The organism is Sphingopyxis yananensis, assembly GCF_020687785.1.
GTDB lineage: Bacteria > Pseudomonadota > Alphaproteobacteria > Sphingomonadales > Sphingomonadaceae > Sphingopyxis > Sphingopyxis yananensis.
This window is the reverse complement of record NZ_JAJEWI010000010.1, coordinates 221,818-240,926: the sequence shown is the minus strand read 5'-3', so window position 1 is coordinate 240,926 and position 19,109 is coordinate 221,818. Positions and strand designations below refer to the sequence as shown.

The 19,109-nt window shown below is 57.1% G+C and carries 14 protein-coding genes and 1 pseudogene; 8 read left to right on the top strand and 7 right to left on the bottom strand.

Annotated elements, in window-relative coordinates; translation table 11 throughout:
* Positions 1–18 precede the first annotated feature (18 nt).
* A complete protein-coding gene (locus tag LKO31_RS12655; protein WP_227690923.1) occupies positions 19–1,203 on the bottom strand; it encodes a penicillin-binding protein activator in 1,185 nt (394 codons plus the stop codon).
* A gap of 10 nt (positions 1,204–1,213) precedes the next feature.
* On the opposite strand from LKO31_RS12655, the gene rsmI reads away from it, so the two are divergent.
* From rsmI to LKO31_RS12630, 5 genes are all read left to right on the top strand, one after another.
* Positions 1,214–2,107, top strand: coding sequence for a 16S rRNA (cytidine(1402)-2'-O)-methyltransferase (gene rsmI / locus LKO31_RS12650; RefSeq protein WP_227691245.1), 894 nt, complete (start codon positions 1,214–1,216; stop codon positions 2,105–2,107).
* Positions 2,104–2,469: a YraN family protein gene (locus tag LKO31_RS12645; protein ID WP_227690922.1), complete on the top strand. Its 366-nt coding sequence runs from the start codon at positions 2,104–2,106 to the stop codon at positions 2,467–2,469. Before rsmI ends, LKO31_RS12645 begins: the two co-directional genes overlap by 4 nt.
* Positions 2,470–2,521: 52 nt before the next feature.
* Positions 2,522–3,472, top strand: coding sequence for a glutathione synthase (gene gshB, locus LKO31_RS12640; RefSeq protein WP_227690921.1), 951 nt, complete (start codon positions 2,522–2,524; stop codon positions 3,470–3,472).
* 63 nt (positions 3,473–3,535) lie between these two features.
* Entirely contained in the window at positions 3,536–4,138 is a 603-nt protein-coding gene (locus tag LKO31_RS12635) for a DedA family protein (protein ID WP_227690920.1), read from the top strand.
* 52 nt (positions 4,139–4,190) lie between these two features.
* Positions 4,191–4,535: an arsenate reductase family protein gene (locus tag LKO31_RS12630; RefSeq protein WP_227690919.1), complete on the top strand. Its 345-nt coding sequence runs from the start codon at positions 4,191–4,193 to the stop codon at positions 4,533–4,535.
* 69 nt (positions 4,536–4,604) lie between these two features.
* Here LKO31_RS12630 and recF read toward each other — a convergent pair whose 3' ends face one another.
* Positions 4,605–5,714, bottom strand: a complete 1,110-nt coding sequence (gene recF, locus LKO31_RS12625; RefSeq protein ID WP_227690918.1) for a DNA replication/repair protein RecF — start codon at positions 5,712–5,714, stop codon at positions 4,605–4,607.
* Positions 5,715–5,996: 282 nt separating this feature from the next.
* Here recF and LKO31_RS15045 point away from each other — a divergent pair, with 282 nt between their 5' ends.
* On the top strand, positions 5,997–6,125 hold the full coding sequence (locus LKO31_RS15045) for a hypothetical protein (RefSeq protein WP_265104647.1): 129 nt from the start codon (positions 5,997–5,999) through the stop codon (positions 6,123–6,125).
* A gap of 53 nt (positions 6,126–6,178) precedes the next feature.
* A complete protein-coding gene (locus LKO31_RS12620) occupies positions 6,179–6,364 on the top strand; it encodes a PspC domain-containing protein (protein WP_227690917.1) in 186 nt (61 codons plus the stop codon).
* Between the two features lie 359 nt (positions 6,365–6,723).
* On the opposite strand, the pseudogene rpoC reads toward LKO31_RS12620, so the two are convergent.
* The 3 genes and pseudogenes from rpoC to LKO31_RS12605 form a co-directional block, all read right to left on the bottom strand.
* Positions 6,724–10,828, bottom strand: a pseudogene (rpoC, locus tag LKO31_RS12615) (DNA-directed RNA polymerase subunit beta'); the annotation flags it as partial.
* 51 nt (positions 10,829–10,879) lie between these two features.
* Positions 10,880–15,058 (bottom strand): DNA-directed RNA polymerase subunit beta, encoded by a 4,179-nt coding sequence (gene rpoB / locus LKO31_RS12610; RefSeq protein WP_227690915.1) that lies wholly within the window; start codon positions 15,056–15,058, stop codon positions 10,880–10,882.
* A gap of 296 nt (positions 15,059–15,354) precedes the next feature.
* Entirely contained in the window at positions 15,355–16,101 is a 747-nt protein-coding gene (locus LKO31_RS12605; RefSeq protein WP_227690914.1) for a TetR/AcrR family transcriptional regulator, read from the bottom strand.
* Positions 16,102–16,205: 104 nt separating this feature from the next.
* Between LKO31_RS12605 and LKO31_RS12600 the strand changes: the two genes are divergently transcribed.
* Positions 16,206–17,696 carry an 8'-apo-carotenoid 13,14-cleaving dioxygenase gene (locus LKO31_RS12600; protein ID WP_227690913.1) on the top strand — a complete coding sequence of 497 codons (1,491 nt, stop codon included), beginning with the start codon at positions 16,206–16,208 and terminating at the stop codon, positions 17,694–17,696.
* Between the two features lie 118 nt (positions 17,697–17,814).
* On the opposite strand, the gene rplL is transcribed toward LKO31_RS12600, so the two are convergent.
* The gene (gene rplL / locus LKO31_RS12595; RefSeq protein WP_227690912.1) at positions 17,815–18,183 is read right to left on the bottom strand and encodes a 50S ribosomal protein L7/L12; all 369 of its coding nucleotides are present in this window, start codon (positions 18,181–18,183) and stop codon (positions 17,815–17,817) included.
* Between the two features lie 58 nt (positions 18,184–18,241).
* Positions 18,242–18,757, bottom strand: a complete 516-nt coding sequence (rplJ, locus tag LKO31_RS12590) for a 50S ribosomal protein L10 (protein ID WP_227690911.1) — start codon at positions 18,755–18,757, stop codon at positions 18,242–18,244.
* Between the last annotated feature and the right edge of the window lie 352 nt (positions 18,758–19,109).

Below are 19,109 nucleotides of genomic sequence, written 5' to 3'. Positions count from 1 at the left end.
AACTTCGTATAATCACCCTTACCATTTGGTTGGTGCAGGGTCGATCACCCGAAAACCGCCAGCCCCCACCTCGCTCACTTCCAAAGCGCGGACGGCGATTCCGCGATCATTGAAACGGAAAATCCCGTCAATACCGCCAAATCCATCCGATGCCACCAAGCGCGATGCGGGGAAGCTGGTGCCCGGTTTCCAATCGCGCGCGATGCGCACGGTCAGCAACACACTGTCATAACCCAAGCTGCCCAAGCGATAGGGCGCATGGCCAAAACGGGTGCGATATTTGGTCGCCAACTGGCCGTATAGCCCATCCGACACGCTGGCAAACCATGCCCCGCGCATCGCCGGTGCGCCCGCCAAGCTGCTGTCGGTGTTCCACATTTCGGTGCCCAAAATCTGGCGATCACCAGATGTTTTCACCACCGGCACGGCGCGCACCGCATTGCCGCCAATATCCGCAATCAGCACCGCATCCATATCGCCCGCATTGGCCAAGCGCCGCGCTGCGCCCGTCAAAGCGGCGGCGCTGCGATCATAGGTTTCAATGCTGACCAAGGTGCCGCCTGCGGCCTGAACCGCCGAACGAAACGCCGCGGCCGACCGGTCGCCATAAATATTTTTCGGCACCAAAGCGCCAAAACGCTGATGTCCCTTGGCGCGGCTATATTTCACCACCCGTTCCACCGACTGGCCGGGAACAAAGCCCATGATGAACACGCCATTGCCCGCGACGCTGGTGTCGTTGGAAAAGCTGAGGACCGGAATACGCGCCGCCCGTGCAATGGGGGCTACCGCGCTGACATCCTCGCTCAGCAACGGACCAAGGATCAGCTTATTGCCATCGGCAATCGCCTGACGCGCCGCAGCGGCAGCGCCATTGGCGGTGTCATAAGTGGTGATGCGCAATTTGTCAGCGCGGCTGTCGAGCAAAGCCAAAGTCGTCGCATTGGCAATGCTGTTACCCACATCGGCATTGGCCCCGCTTTGGGGAACCAGCAAGGCCACGCGGTGACGGTCCGTATCGGTGGGCAGACCCTCCCCGATCATGTCATCCGTCTTGGGCGGCGGGGGCGCGGCATCGGGCGATGCTTTGGGTACAACCTGACAGGCCGCCAGCAAGCCGCCCAGCGCGATTGTCACCAACACGCGCATCTTAATTTGCTGCGCGGGCGCAATAATTTGGCGCTTGGCAGAAGTTTCTGCCATTTTCGGCATCATGCCGGATTCGACCATCACAAAATCTCCCTTGCCCGGACTGTATATCGTCGCCACGCCGATCGGCAACCTTGGCGATATCAGCCCGCGCGCTGCGGCCACCTTGGCTTCTGCGGACTTGATTGCCGCCGAAGACACGCGTGTGACAGCCAAGCTGCTGTCCCATCTGGGCCTACGCATAGCAATGACGCCTTATCATGACCATAGCGACGAATATATTCGTCAACAGCTTGTCGCCCGCATGGCGGACGAGGTCATTGTTCTGGTGTCCGACGCGGGGACGCCCCTCATCTCTGACCCCGGTTACAAGCTGGTGCGCGACGCCCGCCATGCGGGCCGTCACATCACCACCCTGCCCGGCCCATGCGCCGCCATTGCCGCCATTACCTTGTCCGGCCTACCCAGCGACCGTTTCTTATTCGCCGGATTTTTGCCCAACAAAGCCAAGGCCCGCGCCGACACCATCGCCGAATTTAAGGCCCTGCGCGCCACCTTGCTATTTTACGAAAGCGGCCCCCGCCTATCCGCCGCCCTCGCCGCCTTGGCCGACGGCCTAGGCAATCGCGAAGCCGCTGTCGCCCGCGAAATCAGCAAGCTTTACGAAGAATGCGTCACCGGTACGCTGCTCGACCTATCCGCTCGCTATGCCGACGCCCCGCCCAAGGGGGAAATCGTCATTTTGGTTGGCCCACCAGACGCCGACCAGCATGAAGAAGGCGATGATGACAGTATCGACGCCGCCCTGCGCGAAGCCTTGGTGGACCATCCGGTTGCCAAAGCCGCCAAAACGGTGGCCAAGCGCTTTGGCTTGGAACGCCAAGATATTTACGCCCGCGCGCTGGCTATAAAGGGTGAAGCCTCAAACGACGCGGCAATAGACATCGCGCCCAAATGACCCGCCGCGCTGCCGAAGCTGCCGGACGGCGGGGCGAATTTTGGGCGGCATGGTGGCTTCGCTTGCATGGCTGGCGCATCCTTGGGCGGCGCATAAGCGTTGGTGTAGGGGAAGTGGATATTATCGCACGGCGCGGACGCTGCTTGGCCTTTGTCGAAGTGAAATATCGCCGCAACGCCGACCAATGGGCGGACGCCATCGACAAGCGCCGCCTGACGCGCGTGGCTGCGGCGGCGCATATTCTGGCCCCGCGCTATATGCGGTCAACGCCCGCAAAGGGCGGCGATGATGTCCGCATTGATGTGATGCTGCTTGCACCATGGCGGTTGCCACGCCATTTGGTGCATGTTTGGCAAGATTGAACAGCCAGCACTGGCCCCCCGCCGGACCGCTGATATATGGAGATGACAAGACATGACCCTGCGCGCCGCCGTGCAAATGGACCCGATGGACAGCATCAATATCGCGGGAGACAGCAGCTTTCACCTGATCCTCAAGGCTCTGGAACGCGGCTATGAAATTTATCATTATGACGTCAAAGGCCTGACGTGGGAAAATGGCCGCCTGACCACCCCAGCCCACCGCATTTTGTCGGCCCAGCGGCAGGCGGGCGACCATTATAGCTTTGGCGACACCGTGCAACTGGACCTTGGCCGCGATGTCGACGTGGTGCTGATGCGCCAAGACCCACCCTTTGATTTGGGTTATTTAACGGCGACTTGGCTGCTGGAACGCATCACCAAAGATACGCTGGTGGTCAACGACCCCACATCGGTGCGCAATGCCCCCGAAAAGGTTTTTGTGCTGGATTTCCCCGAATTTATGCCGCCCACCATGGTCACCCGTGATCTGGACGCCGTAAAGGATTTCCAAAGCCGTTTCGGCGCAGTGGTTATCAAGCCGCTGCACGGCAATGGCGGCAAGGCCGTATTCCGCGTTGATGCGGACGGCAGCAATTTGGGTGCCTTGGTCGAACTTTTTGGTCAGGTGTGGCCCGAACCCTTCATGGTCCAGCAATTCCTGCCCAGCGTATCGCAAGGCGACAAGCGCATTGTGTTGGTGGACGGCGAAGTGGCGGGAGCGATCAATCGCAAGCCAGGCGACGGCGAATTTCGCTCCAATCTGGCCGTCGGGGGCTATGCCGAAGCCGCAGAACTGACGCCGCGCGAAGCGGAAATCTGTGCCGTCCTTGGTCCGCGTCTGCGCGAAAGGGGCCTGTTATTCGTGGGTATCGACGTGATTGGCGGCGAATGGCTGACCGAAATTAACGTCACCTCGCCCACCGGCATTGTCGCGATTGATCGTTTTAACAACAGCGACACCGCCGGCATGATTTGGGACGCCATCGCCAGAAAATTGACGTAACTCCTCACGGAAAAACATCTACGCAGCACAGCACAGCTGAACTATGGATTATCAGGCATCCCTATGACGGACTTCATTCTCGATCTCATTCAAAGCTGGGGATATTGGGGCATCGGCTTTTTGATGTTCTTGGAAAATGTCTTTCCGCCCATCCCCTCCGAAGTGATCATGAGCTTAGGCGGCGTCGGCGTTGCGCAGGGGCGTTTTGATTTTTGGACCTTGGTGACCGTTGCCGTCATTGGCACGACCATCGGCAATTGGGTGTGGTATGGCATTGGCCGCTGGTTCGGCTATGCCCGCCTAAAGCCGCTGATCGACCGTTACGGCCGCTGGCTGACCATGGATTGGGATGATGTGGAAAAACTGCATGATTTCTTTCTGCGCCACGGGTCGGGCATTGTTTTCTTTTGCCGCTTTTTGCCGATTGCCCGCACCATGGTGTCACTGCCAGCGGGCATGGTGCAAATGTCCCAGATCAAATTCATTATTTGGACGGCGGCGGGTTCGGCCATTTGGATCACCGCCTTGGCGGGCGCGGGCAATTGGTTTGGCCAGCAATTCGCACAGGCCGAACGCTTTATCGGCCCCGTCGCCGTCCTCAGCATCGGGATATTGGTCGCCGTCTATATTTACCGCGTCGCCACATGGAAGCCCAAGGGGCAATAAACACGCCGACAAATCGACGTATCGACATATCGACATAGGAACAGAATTTATTATGAAAGCCACCATCTGGCACAATCCCAACTGCGGGACCTCGCGCAAAACCTTGGCGCAATTGCAAGAAATCGACGGCGCGGACATCCGCGTTATCGAATATTTGAATACGCCTTATACCGCCGAAAAATTGGCGCAGCTTATCCGTGATGCGGGCCTGACCCCCGCAGCGGCGCTGCGTCTGCGCGGCACCGACGCCGCCGAACGCGGCCTGCCCGACGCTAGCGATGAGGCGATATTATCGGCGATGGCCGACAACGCGGCCTATGTTGAACGCCCCTTTGTGGAAACGGACAAGGGCGTGCGCCTGTGCCGCCCGCAAGACAAGGTGAACGAGATTTTGTAAATCAGTCGAATAATGGGGGCATGGGACGGCAAAGCAGCATCATCGGCTTTGCCGCCCCGCCCATAAAAATCAGGCGCGCTGCATCCGCCCATGTTCCAAATGATAGCGCGTCACCGGCCCCGGCATGTCGTGAAACAGCGCTGCCTCGGTTCCGGTCAGCCACGCCTGCCCGCCTTGCTCGGCCAATTGACTATAAAGGGCGGCACGGCGCATCGGGTCCAAATGGGCGGCGACTTCATCCAGCAACAGGATGGGCCGCTGCCCACGCAGGCGCGCCACACAATCGCTGTGCGCCAGTACCAATGACAACAGCATCGCCTTTTGCTCACCCGTCGAACAGCGCGCCGCATTTTGTCCGCTGACGCTATGCACAGCGGCCAGATCATCACGGTGCGGTCCAGCGGTCGCGCGCCCCGCCGCCGCATCGATACGCCGCGTCTTGGCAAACAGGGCGGCCAGCGCCCCCGCCTCCCATGGCTGGGTGCGCAATTGGCCCGCGCTATCCACCAAGCTCAACGTCGGCCGCGCAAAGACGCTATCAGGCTGCTGCGCCAATTCCCCCGTCAACGCCGCCAAAGTGCGTTGGCGCGCCGCGTCCATCCATGCGCCATGTTCCGCTAGCTGCGCTTCCAAGCTGCTGATCCACTGTGGGTCAGCTTGGTCAACATCCGCCAGCAACTTCCCCCGCGCCCGCAGCGCCGCATCATAGCGGTTGCTATGCTGGGCATGGCGCGGTTCCAAAGCCAGCACCAATCGGTCCAAGAAACGTCGCCGATTGCCTGCTGTTTCCACGAATAAGCGGTCCATCGCGGGGGTCAGCCACAACACCGACAGCCATTCCGCCATCGACGCCGCCGCTGCACTCGCCCCGTTAATCCGCACAATCCGCCGCTTAGGGTGTTTGGGCTCCATTCCCGTCCCAATGGCAATGGGGGCCAAATCATCGCCCGCATCGACATCGGCATAAATGGCGAAACCACCTGTCGCCCCATCCCGCACCATATCGCTTAGCGGGGCACGGCGCAGGCCGCGCCCTGGTGCCAGCAAGGAAATCGCCTCTAATATATTGGTTTTACCAGCACCATTTTCGCCAAACAGCGCCACCAACCCCGCCCCCGCCAGCAAATCGGCGGAGGCGTGATTGCGAAAATCCGTCAAAGAAAGGCGCGCCAAAGTCATCCCACCCCGCCTAGCCGCCCTTCGCGCATTGCGCCAGAGCAACCATGGTCGAGCCGATACTCCAGCAGCAAACAAGCGCCGGCTATTTGAACGGCGGAAATATTATCAATTTTCGGTAAAATTTTCGCCATGCCGAAATTTGCGCAACGGCAATATTGCTGGCCACCCGAAAAATCGCGCATTCCGGCCATGTTTAGCAATTGGCACGCCTTCTGCATTACCCAGAACATCAACCGCAACCGCCACAGCCAAAATGCAGGCGGTCATTCAGGGACAAAGACGATGACAAAATTCCACTTCGACTCCATCAAAAGCCTCTCTATTGCGGCCTTCACCTCGGCGACGGCGCTTGTGATGCTCTTGTCTATTGCGGGCCTGAATGGGGCACCAATTGGCCAATTGATCGTTTAAAGCGAAACAGACCCGCTACTGCGGCGCACACCCAACAAACCGAAGGTAGATTTATGACCCAACCCTTTCGCAAAAACCGTGAAAATTCGATGATTTCTGGCGTTTGCGCTGGATTGGCCGATCAATTCTCCATCGACACCTTGTGGGTGCGTCTTGCTTTTGTTGGCCTGACATTATTGGGATTTGGCTTGCCGGTTCTGCTCTATATCCTCATTGCCCTGCTCACCCCCAGCAATTGAATAGCTGCACGACTGAGCGACGGGGACACGCGCAACATGTGACGGAACTCAGCGCATAAAATTCCCCAAAAAGGGCGCTCCGCCGCATGGTGAGAGCGCCTTTCTTTTTCGCGCCGCCCCTCCACAGCCTCCTACCAAATTGCACGCCTATTACAGCGCCGCCGCAAAGCCTAGAACAGCAAATCGGGCAATAAAAAAGCCCCGCCAGACAGGTCTGGCGGGGCTTTATTGATCAGGCGTTTTCAGCCCGTCTGACAGCGGCGATTATGCCTCGTCAGCCACGCCTTCTTCGGCTGGTGCCGGAGCAGCAGCAGGAGCCGCTGGTTCCGCAATTGGCGCAACCAGTTCAGCGCTGGCCGCCCGCATAGCAGCGCGCAGCGCGGCATCGCGCGATGAAGCGGCCACACGAACGCGGTTCATGGCCGCGCCCGTACCAGCGGGGATCAGACGACCCACGATGACATTTTCCTTCAGACCAATCAGGCTGTCGACCTTACCCTGAACCGAAGCCTCGGTCAGAACGCGGGTCGTTTCTTGGAAGGATGCCGCCGAAACAAAGCTGCGTGTTTGCAGGCTTGCCTTGGTGATGCCGAGCAGAACCGGACGACCCACGGCGGGACGACCATTTTTCGGCAACTTGGCGTTTACTTCCTGCATTTCCAACAGATCAACCTGTTCAGCAGGCAATAAGGTTGTGTCGCCGCCATCGGTAATTTCAACCTTTTGCAGCATCTGACGAACGATCGTTTCGATGTGCTTATCGTTGATCTTCACGCCTTGCAGACGGTAGACTTCCTGAATTTCCGCAACCAGATATTCAGCCAAAGCTTCCACGCCCATCACGTCCAAAATGTCGTGCGGGTTTGGCGAACCGCTAATCAAGGCGTCACCGCGCTTGACCATATCGCCTTCTTGCACTTCCAAAACCTTGGACTTGGGGATCAGATATTCGATCGGATCGCCTTCTTCCGGAACAATGGCGATCTTACGCTTCGCCTTATAGTCCTTCACAAATTCGATACGGCCCGAAATCTTGGCGATAACCGAATTATCCTTGGGGATACGGGCTTCGAACAGTTCGGCAACGCGTGGCAGACCACCCGTAATATCGCGCGTTTTCGATGCTTCACGCGATACACGAGCCAGAATGTCACCGGCTTGCACTTCTTGTCCATCTTCGACCGACAGCATGGTGCCAACAGCCAACAGATAGCGCGCAGCTTCACCCGATGCATCATCCAGCAAGGTCAGACGCGGTTGCAGATCTTCCTTCTTGCTGCGTCCAGCAGCACGATATTCGATCACAACGCGCTGAGCGATACCGGTGGCTTCGTCGACTTGTTCTGCCAGCGTCTTGCCGTCAGCCAAATCTTGATACTTCACGATACCATTCTTTTCGGTGATCAGCGGCATGGTGAACGGATCCCATTCAGCGATACGATCGCCCTTGGAAACCTTTTCGCCATCCTTGTGCATGATCTGCGCACCATAAGGCAGCTTGTGCGAAGCGCGTTCCCGGCCTTCGGCGTCGATCACGGCGATTTCACCCGAACGCGACAGGGCCAGACGGCGACCGCGTTGGTCTACGATGGTTTCCATGTCACGATATTGGATCGTACCGTCCGAGATCGCCTCTGCATTCGACTGTTCGTTCACCTGCGCCGCACCACCAATGTGGAAGGTACGCATGGTCAACTGCGTGCCCGGTTCACCGATGGACTGAGCCGCGATAACGCCGACAGCTTCACCGATGTTCACGGGCGTACCACGGGCCAAGTCACGGCCATAGCATTTGCCGCAAACGCCCAAGGTCGCTTCGCAAACCAGCGGCGAACGGATCTTGACCGACTGCACTTCGGCTTCTTCGATGCGGGCGACCATGGGTTCGTCCAGCAAGGTGCCGAGCGGTGCAATGATGTTGCCATCCTTGTCCGCCACATCTTCCAACGTGGTACGACCCAAGATACGCTCACCGAGCGAAGCAATGGTCGAACCGCCTTGGATGATGGCGCGCATTTCCATGCCGCGCGTTGTGCCGCAATCTTCTTCGATCACAACGCAATCTTGGCTGACGTCCACCAGACGGCGGGTCAAATAACCCGAGTTGGCCGTCTTCAACGCCGTATCTGCCAGACCCTTACGCGCACCGTGGGTGGAGTTGAAATATTCAAGAACGGTCAGACCTTCCTTGAAGTTCGAGATGATCGGCGTTTCGATGATCTCGCCCGAAGGCTTGGCCATCAGACCGCGCATACCCGCCAACTGTTTCATCTGAGCCTGCGAACCACGGGCACCAGAATGCGCCATCATATAGATGGAGTTAATGGGCGCGAGGCGGCCATCTTCCATCTTTGGCGTGGCACGAATTTCGTCCATCATCGCGTTGGCGACTTTGTCACCGCACTGCGACCAAGCATCGATCGCTTTGTTATATTTTTCTTGCTGCGTGATCAGACCGTCCTGATATTGCTGCTCGAAATCCTTCACCAAAGCGCGGGTTTCTTCAACCATAGCTTCCTTCGAGGCTGGGATGATCATGTCATCCTTACCGAAGGAAATGCCAGCGCGGAACGCGTGACGGAAGCCCAGCGCCATGATGGCGTCGGCAAACAACACAGTCTCTTTCTGGCCGGTATGACGATAAACTTCGTCGATCACGTCACCGATGTCCTTCTTGGTCAGAAGGCGGTTGACGGTTTCGAACGGCACCTTGTGGCTGTGTGGCAGGCATTCGCCCAGCAACATACGGCCTGGGGTCGTTTCATAACGCTTCAGATAGCTGTTACCCTCTTCGTCGGTTTGCGGCACGCGGCTGTAAACCTTCGAGTGGAGCGTCACGGCACCGATGTGAAGCGCCTGATGCACTTCGGCCATATCGGCCAGCATCATGCCTTCGCCTGGCTCACCTTCGCGTTCCAGCGACAGATAATAAAGACCCAGCACCATATCCTGCGAAGGAACGATGATTGGCTTACCATTGGCTGGCGACAGAATGTTGTTGGTCGACATCATCAGAACGCGTGCTTCCAACTGAGCTTCCAAGCTCAGCGGAACGTGAACGGCCATCTGGTCACCGTCAAAGTCGGCGTTAAACGCGGCGCAAACCAGCGGGTGAAGCTGAATAGCCTTACCTTCGATCAGCACAGGTTCGAACGCCTGAATGCCCAAGCGGTGAAGCGTCGGTGCGCGGTTCAGCATCACCGGATGTTCGCGGATCACCTCATCAAGGATATCCCAAACTTCCTTACGTTCCTTTTCCACCCATTTTTTGGCTTGCTTCAAGGTCATCGACAGACCCTTGGCGTCCAGGCGTGCATAGATGAACGGCTTGAACAGTTCGAGCGCCATCTTCTTGGGCAGGCCGCACTGATGCAGCTTCAATTCCGGACCGGTGGTGATAACCGAACGACCCGAATAGTCGACGCGCTTACCCAGCAAGTTCTGACGGAAGCGGCCCTGTTTACCCTTCAGCATGTCGGACAGCGACTTCAATGGACGCTTGTTCGCACCGGTGATGGTGCGGCCACGGCGGCCGTTATCGAACAATGCGTCCACAGCTTCCTGCAACATACGCTTTTCGTTGCGGACGATGATGTCCGGCGCGCGCAGTTCCATCAAACGCTTCAAACGGTTGTTACGGTTGATCACGCGGCGATACAGGTCGTTCAAATCCGACGTTGCAAAGCGGCCACCATCCAGCGGCACCAGCGGGCGCAGTTCTGGCGGAATAACCGGCACAACTTCCAGGATCATCCATTCCGGACGGTTGCCGGATTCGATAAAGCTTTCGACGACCTTCAAACGCTTGATGATCTTCTTGGGCTTCAATTCCGATTTGGTAACAGCCAGCTCGTCCAGCAGGTCGACGCGTTCTTGTTCCAGATCCAGATTTTCCAGAAGCACGCGAATAGCTTCTGCACCGATGCCAGCCGAAAAGGCGTCTTCGCCATATTCGTCCTGCGCATCAAGCAGTTCGTCTTCGGTCAGCAGCTGGAACTTTTCCATCGGCGTCAAGCCGGGTTCCAAGACGATATAGGCTTCGAAATACAGCACACGTTCCAGCTGCTTCAACTGCATGTCGAGCAGCAAGCCGATGCGCGAAGGCAGCGACTTCAAGAACCAGATGTGCGCAACTGGCGCGGCCAGTTCGATATGGCCCATACGTTCGCGACGAACCTTGGTGACGGTAACTTCGACACCGCATTTTTCGCAAACGATGCCCTTATATTTCATCCGCTTGTACTTACCGCACAAGCATTCATAATCCTTGATCGGACCGAAAATACGGGCGCAGAACAAGCCGTCACGTTCGGGCTTGAACGTACGATAATTGATGGTTTCCGGCTTTTTAATCTCGCCGAAGGACCAGCTGCGGATGCGCTCTGGGCTGGCGATGCCGATTTTGATCATGTCAAAAGTTTCGGGCTTCGCTGCCGGATTCATGAAGTTGGTAATCTGGTTCATATTCAAGCTCCACTTCCCCTTCCGCGCAAAGCGGAAGGGGTGAGGCAAATTTTATTCGGCGGCTTCGGGAAGAGCGTCCGGACCTTCATCCGGATCTTCGTCAGCATAGGACGACAATTCCACATTGAGGCCCAGCGAGCGCATTTCCTTGACGAGCACGTTGAAGCTTTCAGGGATACCGGCTTCGAAGGTGTCGTCACCCTTGACGATCGCTTCATAAACCTTGGTACGACCGATCACGTCATCGGACTTCACCGTCAGCATTTCTTGCAGCGTATAAGCAGCGCCATAGGCTTGCAGCGCCCACACTTCCATTTCCCCGAAGCGCTGGCCACCGAACTGCGCCTTACCACCCAGCGGCTGCTGGGTCACAAGGCTGTATGGGCCGATGGAACGGGCGTGGATCTTGTCGTCCACCAAGTGATGCAGTTTCAGCATATAAATATAGCCTACTGTCACCTTGCGGTCGAATTTCTCACCCGTGCGGCCGTCATACAGGTCCGACTGGCCGCTGTCGTCGAGGCCAGCCCGCGTCAGCATGGCCGACACATCGGCTTCCTTGGCGCCATCGAATACCGGCGTTGCAAATGGCACGCCGACCTTCAGATTGCCGGCCAATTCCACGATGCTGTCGGCGTCACGGCCGCGAATATCGTCCAGATATTCTTCGCCATAGACATGCTCCAGCGATGCCTTCACGGCTTCTGGCATGTCGCCCCCAACGGCGTCGGGATTGGCGTCGCGCCATTCTTCCAGCGCCTGTGTGACCTGACGGCCCAGACCGCGCGATGCCCAACCCAAATGGGTTTCCAAGATCTGGCCGACGTTCATACGCGACGGAACACCCAAGGGGTTCAGCACGATATCAACCGGCGTACCATCTTCTAGGAACGGCATGTCTTCGTTGGGCAGAATGCGCGAAATCACACCCTTGTTACCGTGACGGCCAGCCATTTTATCGCCCGGTTGCAGCTTGCGCTTCACCGCCACGAACACCTTGACCATCTTCAGCACGCCCGGTGCCAATTCGTCACCGCGCTGCAGCTTTTCTACGCGGTCTTCATATTTGTCGTTAATGCGCTTGATGGCTTCGTCATATTGCGCCTTGATCGCTTCCAATGCGGCTTGCGCACGGTCTTCGACCACAGCCAATTTCCACCAATCGGCACGCTCCAGCGACACGAGCATATCCTCGGTCACCACATCGCCCTTCTTCAGGCCCTTGGGAACAGCGCTGGTTTCTTGACCAACCAACAGATCCTTCAAGCTCGAGAAGGTTGCACGGTTCAAAATCGTCCGTTCATCGTCGGCGTCTTGCTTCAGACGTTCGATTTCCTCGCGTTCAATGGCGATAGCGCGTTCGTCCTTGTCGATACCATGACGGTTAAAGACGCGAACTTCCACGACGGTACCCGAAACACCCGGCGGCAAACGCAGCGAGGTATCGCGTACGTCCGAAGCCTTTTCACCAAAGATGGCGCGCAGCAGCTTTTCTTCTGGCGTCATCGGGCTTTCGCCCTTTGGCGTGATCTTACCAGCCAAAATGTCGCCAGGGCCGACTTCTGCGCCGATGTAAACAATGCCAGCCTCGTCGAGGTTGCGCAGGGCTTCTTCACCAACGTTCGGGATATCGCGGGTGATATCCTCAGGGCCCAAGCGCGTATCGCGGGCGGTGACTTCAAATTCCTCGATGTGGATCGAGGTGAAGACGTCGTCCTTCACGATGCGCTCGCTGATCAGGATGGAGTCTTCATAGTTGTAACCGTTCCAAGGCATAAACGCGACCAGCACGTTCTTGCCCAAGGCCAGTTCACCCAAATCGGTCGATGGACCGTCAGCGATGATATCGCCTTCATTGATCACATCACCCACCTTCACCAGCGGACGCTGGTTGATGCAGGTATTTTGGTTCGAACGCTGGAACTTTTGCAGACGATAAATGTCCACACCCGACTTGCCCGGCTCGATCAAATCGGTTGCACGGATCACGATACGGGTGGCGTCCACTTGGTCAACAATACCACCACGGCGCGCCGCAATAGCAGCGCCAGAGTCGCGTGCCACCGTGGCTTCCATGCCGGTGCCAACCACTGGCGCTTCCGAACGCAGCAACGGCACAGCCTGACGTTGCATGTTGGAACCCATCAGTGCGCGGTTGGCGTCATCGTTTTCCAAGAAAGGAATGAGCGATGCGGCGACCGACACCAACTGCTTGGGCGAAACGTCCATCAGCGTAATTTGATCGCGCGGTGCCATCAAGAATTCGCCGCCTTCACGCGCCGAAATCAGGTCTTCGGCAAAGCTGCCATCGGCGTTTAGTTCTGCGTTGGCCTGAGCAACCGTGTGCTTTTGCTCTTCCATGGCCGACAGATAGACGACTTCATTCGTGACCTTGCCGTCAATGATGCGGCGATATGGCGTTTCAATAAAGCCATATTTATTGACGCGGGCAAAGGTTGCCAAGCTGTTGATCAGACCAATGTTCGGGCCTTCTGGCGTTTCAATTGGGCAGATACGGCCATAATGGGTTGGGTGAACGTCGCGGACTTCAAAGCCAGCGCGCTCACGCGTCAAACCACCTGGGCCCAAGGCCGAAACGCGGCGCTTGTGCGTCACTTCGGACAATGGGTTGGTTTGGTCCATGAACTGCGACAATTGCGACGAACCAAAGAATTCGCGCACGGCCGCCACGGCAGGCTTGGCGTTGATCAGGTCGTTTGGCATCACGGTCGACACGTCAACCGACGACATACGCTCTTTCACAGCGCGTTCCATACGCAGCAGGCCGACGCGATACTGGTTTTCCAGCAATTCGCCAACCGAACGCACACGACGGTTACCAAGGTTATCGATATCGTCGATTTCGCCCTTGCCGTCCTTCAGGTTCACCAATTCCTTGACCACAGCCAAGATATCTTCGTTGCGCAGCGTGGTCACCGTATCTTCGGCGTCCAAGCTCAAGCGCATGTTCAGCTTGACGCGGCCCACAGCCGACAGGTCATAACGGTCAGCGTCAAAAAACAGACCTGCAAACAAAGCTTCGGCGGTTTCACGCGTCGGCGGCTCACCAGGGCGCATCACGCGGTAAATATCCGACAGCGCTTGATCGCGTTCTTCGGCCTTATCCGCCTTCAACGTGTTCCGGATCCAAGGACCAGTGTTGTTATGGTCAATGTCCAGCAAGACCAGCTTGTCGATGCCAGCCGCGTCAATCTTTTCCAGATTTTCGGCGGTCACTTCATCACCGGCTTCGATATAAATCTCGCCCGTGCTTTCGTTGATCAGGTCATAAGCCGAATAGCGACCAAAGATTTCCTCGGTCGGGATCAGCAAGGTGGTCAGACCATCTTTGGCGGCCTTATTGGCCAGACGGGGGCTGATCTTGTGACCGGTAGCGAAGACAACTTCGCCGGTGTTCGCGTCAACAACGTCAAAGGCTGGCTTTGCACCGCGCCAATTTTCGACAACGAACGGAACCTTCCAACCATCAGCGGCGCGTTCAAACACCAGACGGTCATAGAAGTGGTTGAGAATTTCTTCGCCCGTCATACCCAAAGCATAGAGCAAGGTCGTGACCGGCAATTTGCGCTTGCGGTCAATACGGACGTTGACGATGTCCTTGGCGTCGAATTCAAAGTCGAGCCACGAACCACGATAAGGGATCACGCGGGCAGCGAACAAATATTTGCCAGACGAGTGGGTCTTGCCACGGTCATGGTCGAACAATACACCCGGCGAACGGTGCATCTGCGACACAATCACGCGCTCGGTGCCGTTGACGAAGAATGTGCCATTCCCCGTCATCAACGGCATGTCGCCCATGTAAACGTCCTGCTCCTTAATATCGAGCACGGAGCGGGTATCGGTTTCGCTATCGACTTCAAAGACGATCAGGCGCAGCGTCACCTTCATCGGCGCGGCATAAGTAATACCGCGCTGGCGACATTCTTCTACGTCGAACTTTGGCTCTTCCAGTTCATAATGAACAAAGTCCAGCTCAGCGGTACCCGCAAAGTCGCGGATCGGGAAAACGCTACGCAGCGTCTTTTCCAGGCCCGACACATAGCCGGTCGCCGGATCAGAGCGCAAAAATTGTTCATAGGATTCGCGCTGAACCTCGATCAGGTTCGGCATTTCCACCGCTTCGTGGATATTCCCGAAAAGCTTGCGGATTCGCTTGCTTGCGGTCGCTTGGAGGGCCTTGCCCACCGCATTCGCATTGGTCGCCATCTATTCATCTCGCCTGTAAAAATTCAAACGCAGGGCGCTGAAAAGACGCAAAAAAGCTGCAAGCAACCATCACTGGTTCGCCGCAGCTTCCACGCATCTCAGTGCCTTAACCATCCATTCTAGTGACCCGCCGCGCAAATGCAGGCCGCTTCCCGATGATCAAAGTATGGTTTCCATATAGAAAAGACCGCCCATCAAGTCAATCAAGCGCCCTGTCTTTTTCCAACATTCCAACACCCGCCACAGCGCGCACCCCGTCTGGACCAAGGGCGCAGCGCCAGCCAGCGATCAGCACATCAAGCCATGCCGCCAAAGGTCAGCGACACGACGTCATCAACCATCGCCTCATCCCACTCCACCCGCTGGTCCAGCACCAACATGGCCAATCCATGCACCAAAGCCCAAGCATGAAGCGCCGCGCGGTCGGGGTTCAGCGCCCATGGCGCCGCCTCCGTCACCCCTGCCCGCAGCAGATTATACGCAACCTCGCTTCCATCCCCGCCAGCATTTTCCTGTCGCACCGGCATACGGCGCGTGAAGCTCAGGCGAAATAAAGCGGGTTCGTCATGGGCAAAGCGCACATAGCTGATGCCGATGGCGCGAAACCCGTCCCGCCCACCCCCAGCCTTCAGCCAAGCCTGTGCCTGCGTCGCGCCCAAACGGCGAATCCCCTCTTCGGCTAAGGCATCGAGCAACGCTTCCTTGTCCGGAAAATGGCGATAGAGGGCCGCCGCACTGACACCCACACCCCGCGCCAAGGCGCGCAGGCCCAAATCCGCATCCGGACCCTCAGCCAAGCGCGCAAGACCAGCCGCAATGACAGCGGAACGCAAATCCCCATGATGATAGCCACCCCGCTTGGCGGGCATAGGCTCCTCATATTCCATAACATCTTCCATCGTTTCCTCGCCCATCAACGGGATCGGAAGATCGGGCTCACTCAGCGCCACAAATTCGACAGGCGGCGGCCCGTCCGAGGACGAAATTGAGCCATTGACATCATCATCCATATTCATCATGTTACCACCGTAAACATCGCTCATTTGACAGGCAAGCAAAACCTATCGGCATCAAAAATTTGTCGGCACCTGAATCCAAATCGGCCTGTTCACTCAGACAATCCATTGGGAGAAGGAGACATATTCAAATGGCTAGCACGATAGAAACCATCATTCGCGGCACCGTGACCGCTGGCCTGCGGAAAATTTCCGATTTCAACCGCAAGCGCTTGCCCATTCCAACAGATTCCCACCCCTATCTGACGGGCATCCACACCCCGCTCACACAGGAATATACACTGGCGGACCTAAGGGTGGAAGGCCATATCCCGACCGCCCTATCGGGCCGCTACTTACGCAACGGCCCCAACCCCATCGGCACACCCGACCCCGCCAGCTATCATTGGTTCACTGGCCCCGGCATGATACATGGCATCGCGATCGAAAATGGTCAGGCCCTTTGGTATCGCAACCGCTGGGTGCGCGGCGCAGAGGCCGCAGAATTTCTGAACGAACCGCTCCCGCCCGGCCCCCGCCGCGACGGCAGCGATGCCCCAAATACCAATGTCGTCGGCATGGCGGGTCGAACATTCGCCTTGGTCGAAGCAGGCGGCTGCCCCGCCGAACTCAGCAACGACCTATCGACCATCGCGCACAATGATTTCGACGGGACATTGGCGGGCGGCTATACGGCCCATCCCCATTTCGACCCCTATACCCGCGAATATCACGCGATCACCTATCGCGGCGAGGAAATGAACAAAGTTTGGCACGTCGTCATGAACGATCAAGCTCATGTTATCCGCGACGAAGCAATTACCGTCAGCCACGGCCCATCCATTCACGATTGCGCGATTACGGAAAATTATGTGCTGGTTTTCGACCTGCCCGTCACTTTTTCGATGAAGGCGCTGATCAAGGGTTATGCCTTTCCTTATCATTGGAACCCTGACCACCCCGCGCGCATTGGCTTGTTACCCCGCACCGGTTCCGGCGATGACATCCTATGGGTTCCGGTTGACCCTTGCTATGTTTTCCACCCCGCCAACGCCTTTGAAACGCCCGAAGGCCATATCGTGGTGGATGTGGTGGCCCATGACACCATGTTCGCTCAGTCCATGCGCGGCCCCGACAGCAAGGCTTCGGCACTGGAACGCTGGACAATCGATCCCGTCCATAAAGAAACAAAGCGCGAAATCCTCAACCCGCAATCACAAGAATTTCCCCGTTACAATGAACGCCTTACCACCCGCCCCTATCGCTATATCTATAGCGTCGCCGTCGAAAATGGTCCGACCAAAGAATTAGACTTGGCCGGAACAGCTTTATTCAAACATGATTTGCTAAGGGCGCAAACACAAGTTCGGGATTTTGGTCCCAATCATCACCCAGGGGAATTTGTCTTCACCCCGCGCAACGCCAGCAGCACCGAGCCAAGCACCCCCGAGCCAAGCAGCGCCGAAGATGATGGTTGGCTGATTGGGTTGGTCATCTGCACCGCGCCAGATGCGGGTCAAGGTCATACGGAATTGCATATCTTAAACGCCGATGACTTTTTGGGCCCACCACAGGCGGTCATCCACCTGCCCCACCAAATTCCGCCCGGCTTTCACGGCAATTGGGTGCCCAACGCCGCATAATCCTAAAACTGGCCCTAGGGTCGGCTTTCGCAACCTCATAGAAAAAGGGCGGCTCCCCATGGGAACCACCCTTCTATCTCAGGCTCATCAGCATTGCCGCTGATGTCCGAAAACTGAATTACTTCAGTTCTACGGTCGCGCCAGCTGCTTCCAGCTTCTTCTTCAGCTCTTCAGCTTCAGCCTTCGAAGCGCCTTCCTTGATGGGCTTCGGAGCGCCTTCGACCAGAGCCTTGGCTTCGCCCAGGCCCAGACCGGTGATCGCACGAACTTCCTTAATCACGTTGATCTTGTTGCCGCCGTCGCCGGTCAGGATCACGTCGAATTCGTCCTTTTCTTCAACCGCTGCACCAGCAGCAGCAGGAGCAGCAACTGCAACAGCAGCAGCAGCCGAAACGCCCCAATGCTCTTCCAGCATCTTCGACAGTTCAGCAGCTTCCAATACGGTCAGGGTCGACAGTTCTTCAACGATCTTTGCGAGATCAGCCATTTCTATTCTCCATCAGATCCGAGCAAGGCTCGGGTAATTGTTGCAAATATATCTAGGATTACGCCGCTTCTTTGGCGGCATATGCACCAAATACACGCGCCAGCTGTCCAGCCGGGGCTGCTGCAATCTGAGCAACCTTCGTGGCAGGAGCCTGGAGCAGGCCAATAAGCGTACCGCGCAGTTCGTCGAGCGACGGCAGGGCTGCAAGAGCCTTAACGCCTTCAACGTCCAATACGGTGTCACCCATGCCGCCGCCAACGATTTCCAACTTGGGGTTGGTCTTGGCGAACTCAACTGCGATCTTTGCCGCAACAACCGGATCGGCTGCCGAAGCGACTGCAGTTGGGCCGGTCAGCAAATCTGCCAAACCGGTGTACGGGGTGCCATCGAGCGCGATCTTGGCCAGGCGGTTCTTAGCAACCTTATAGCTCGCACCAGCGTCACGCATTTGCTGACGGAGGACAGTCGACTGAGCGACGGTCAAGCCAAGGTTGCGAACAATCACAACCGAAGCAGCATCCGAAAGTGCAGCGTTAAGCTGAGTTACGGCTTCGGCCTTTTCAGAACGATTCATGCCTGTTTCTCCACTCATGCCCGAGGGGATCAAGACCAAGGCCTTGCTTCCATCGGGCGGCTAACACACGCAAGAATGTCATCGGGACCAAGCCCAATGCTTTCTTACGCAACGATGTCCGATGGGGTCGGTCAAGTCGTATCACCATAAGGCGGACGACCGAAAAAGACTGTTCCCCGTCTCGGTTGGAAATTAAGCAAGGCAAATTCCTTGCACCAACTGTCTCGGACGGCTTTGCAAAGGTCCAAAGAACCTCGACAAGTCACAGGCTCTCTAGCGCCTCTGGGGCCAGAGTCAACTGAAAGGTGATAGATAATCACGGGAAAAGCCCACGCAAAGGGCCGAAGCTCTT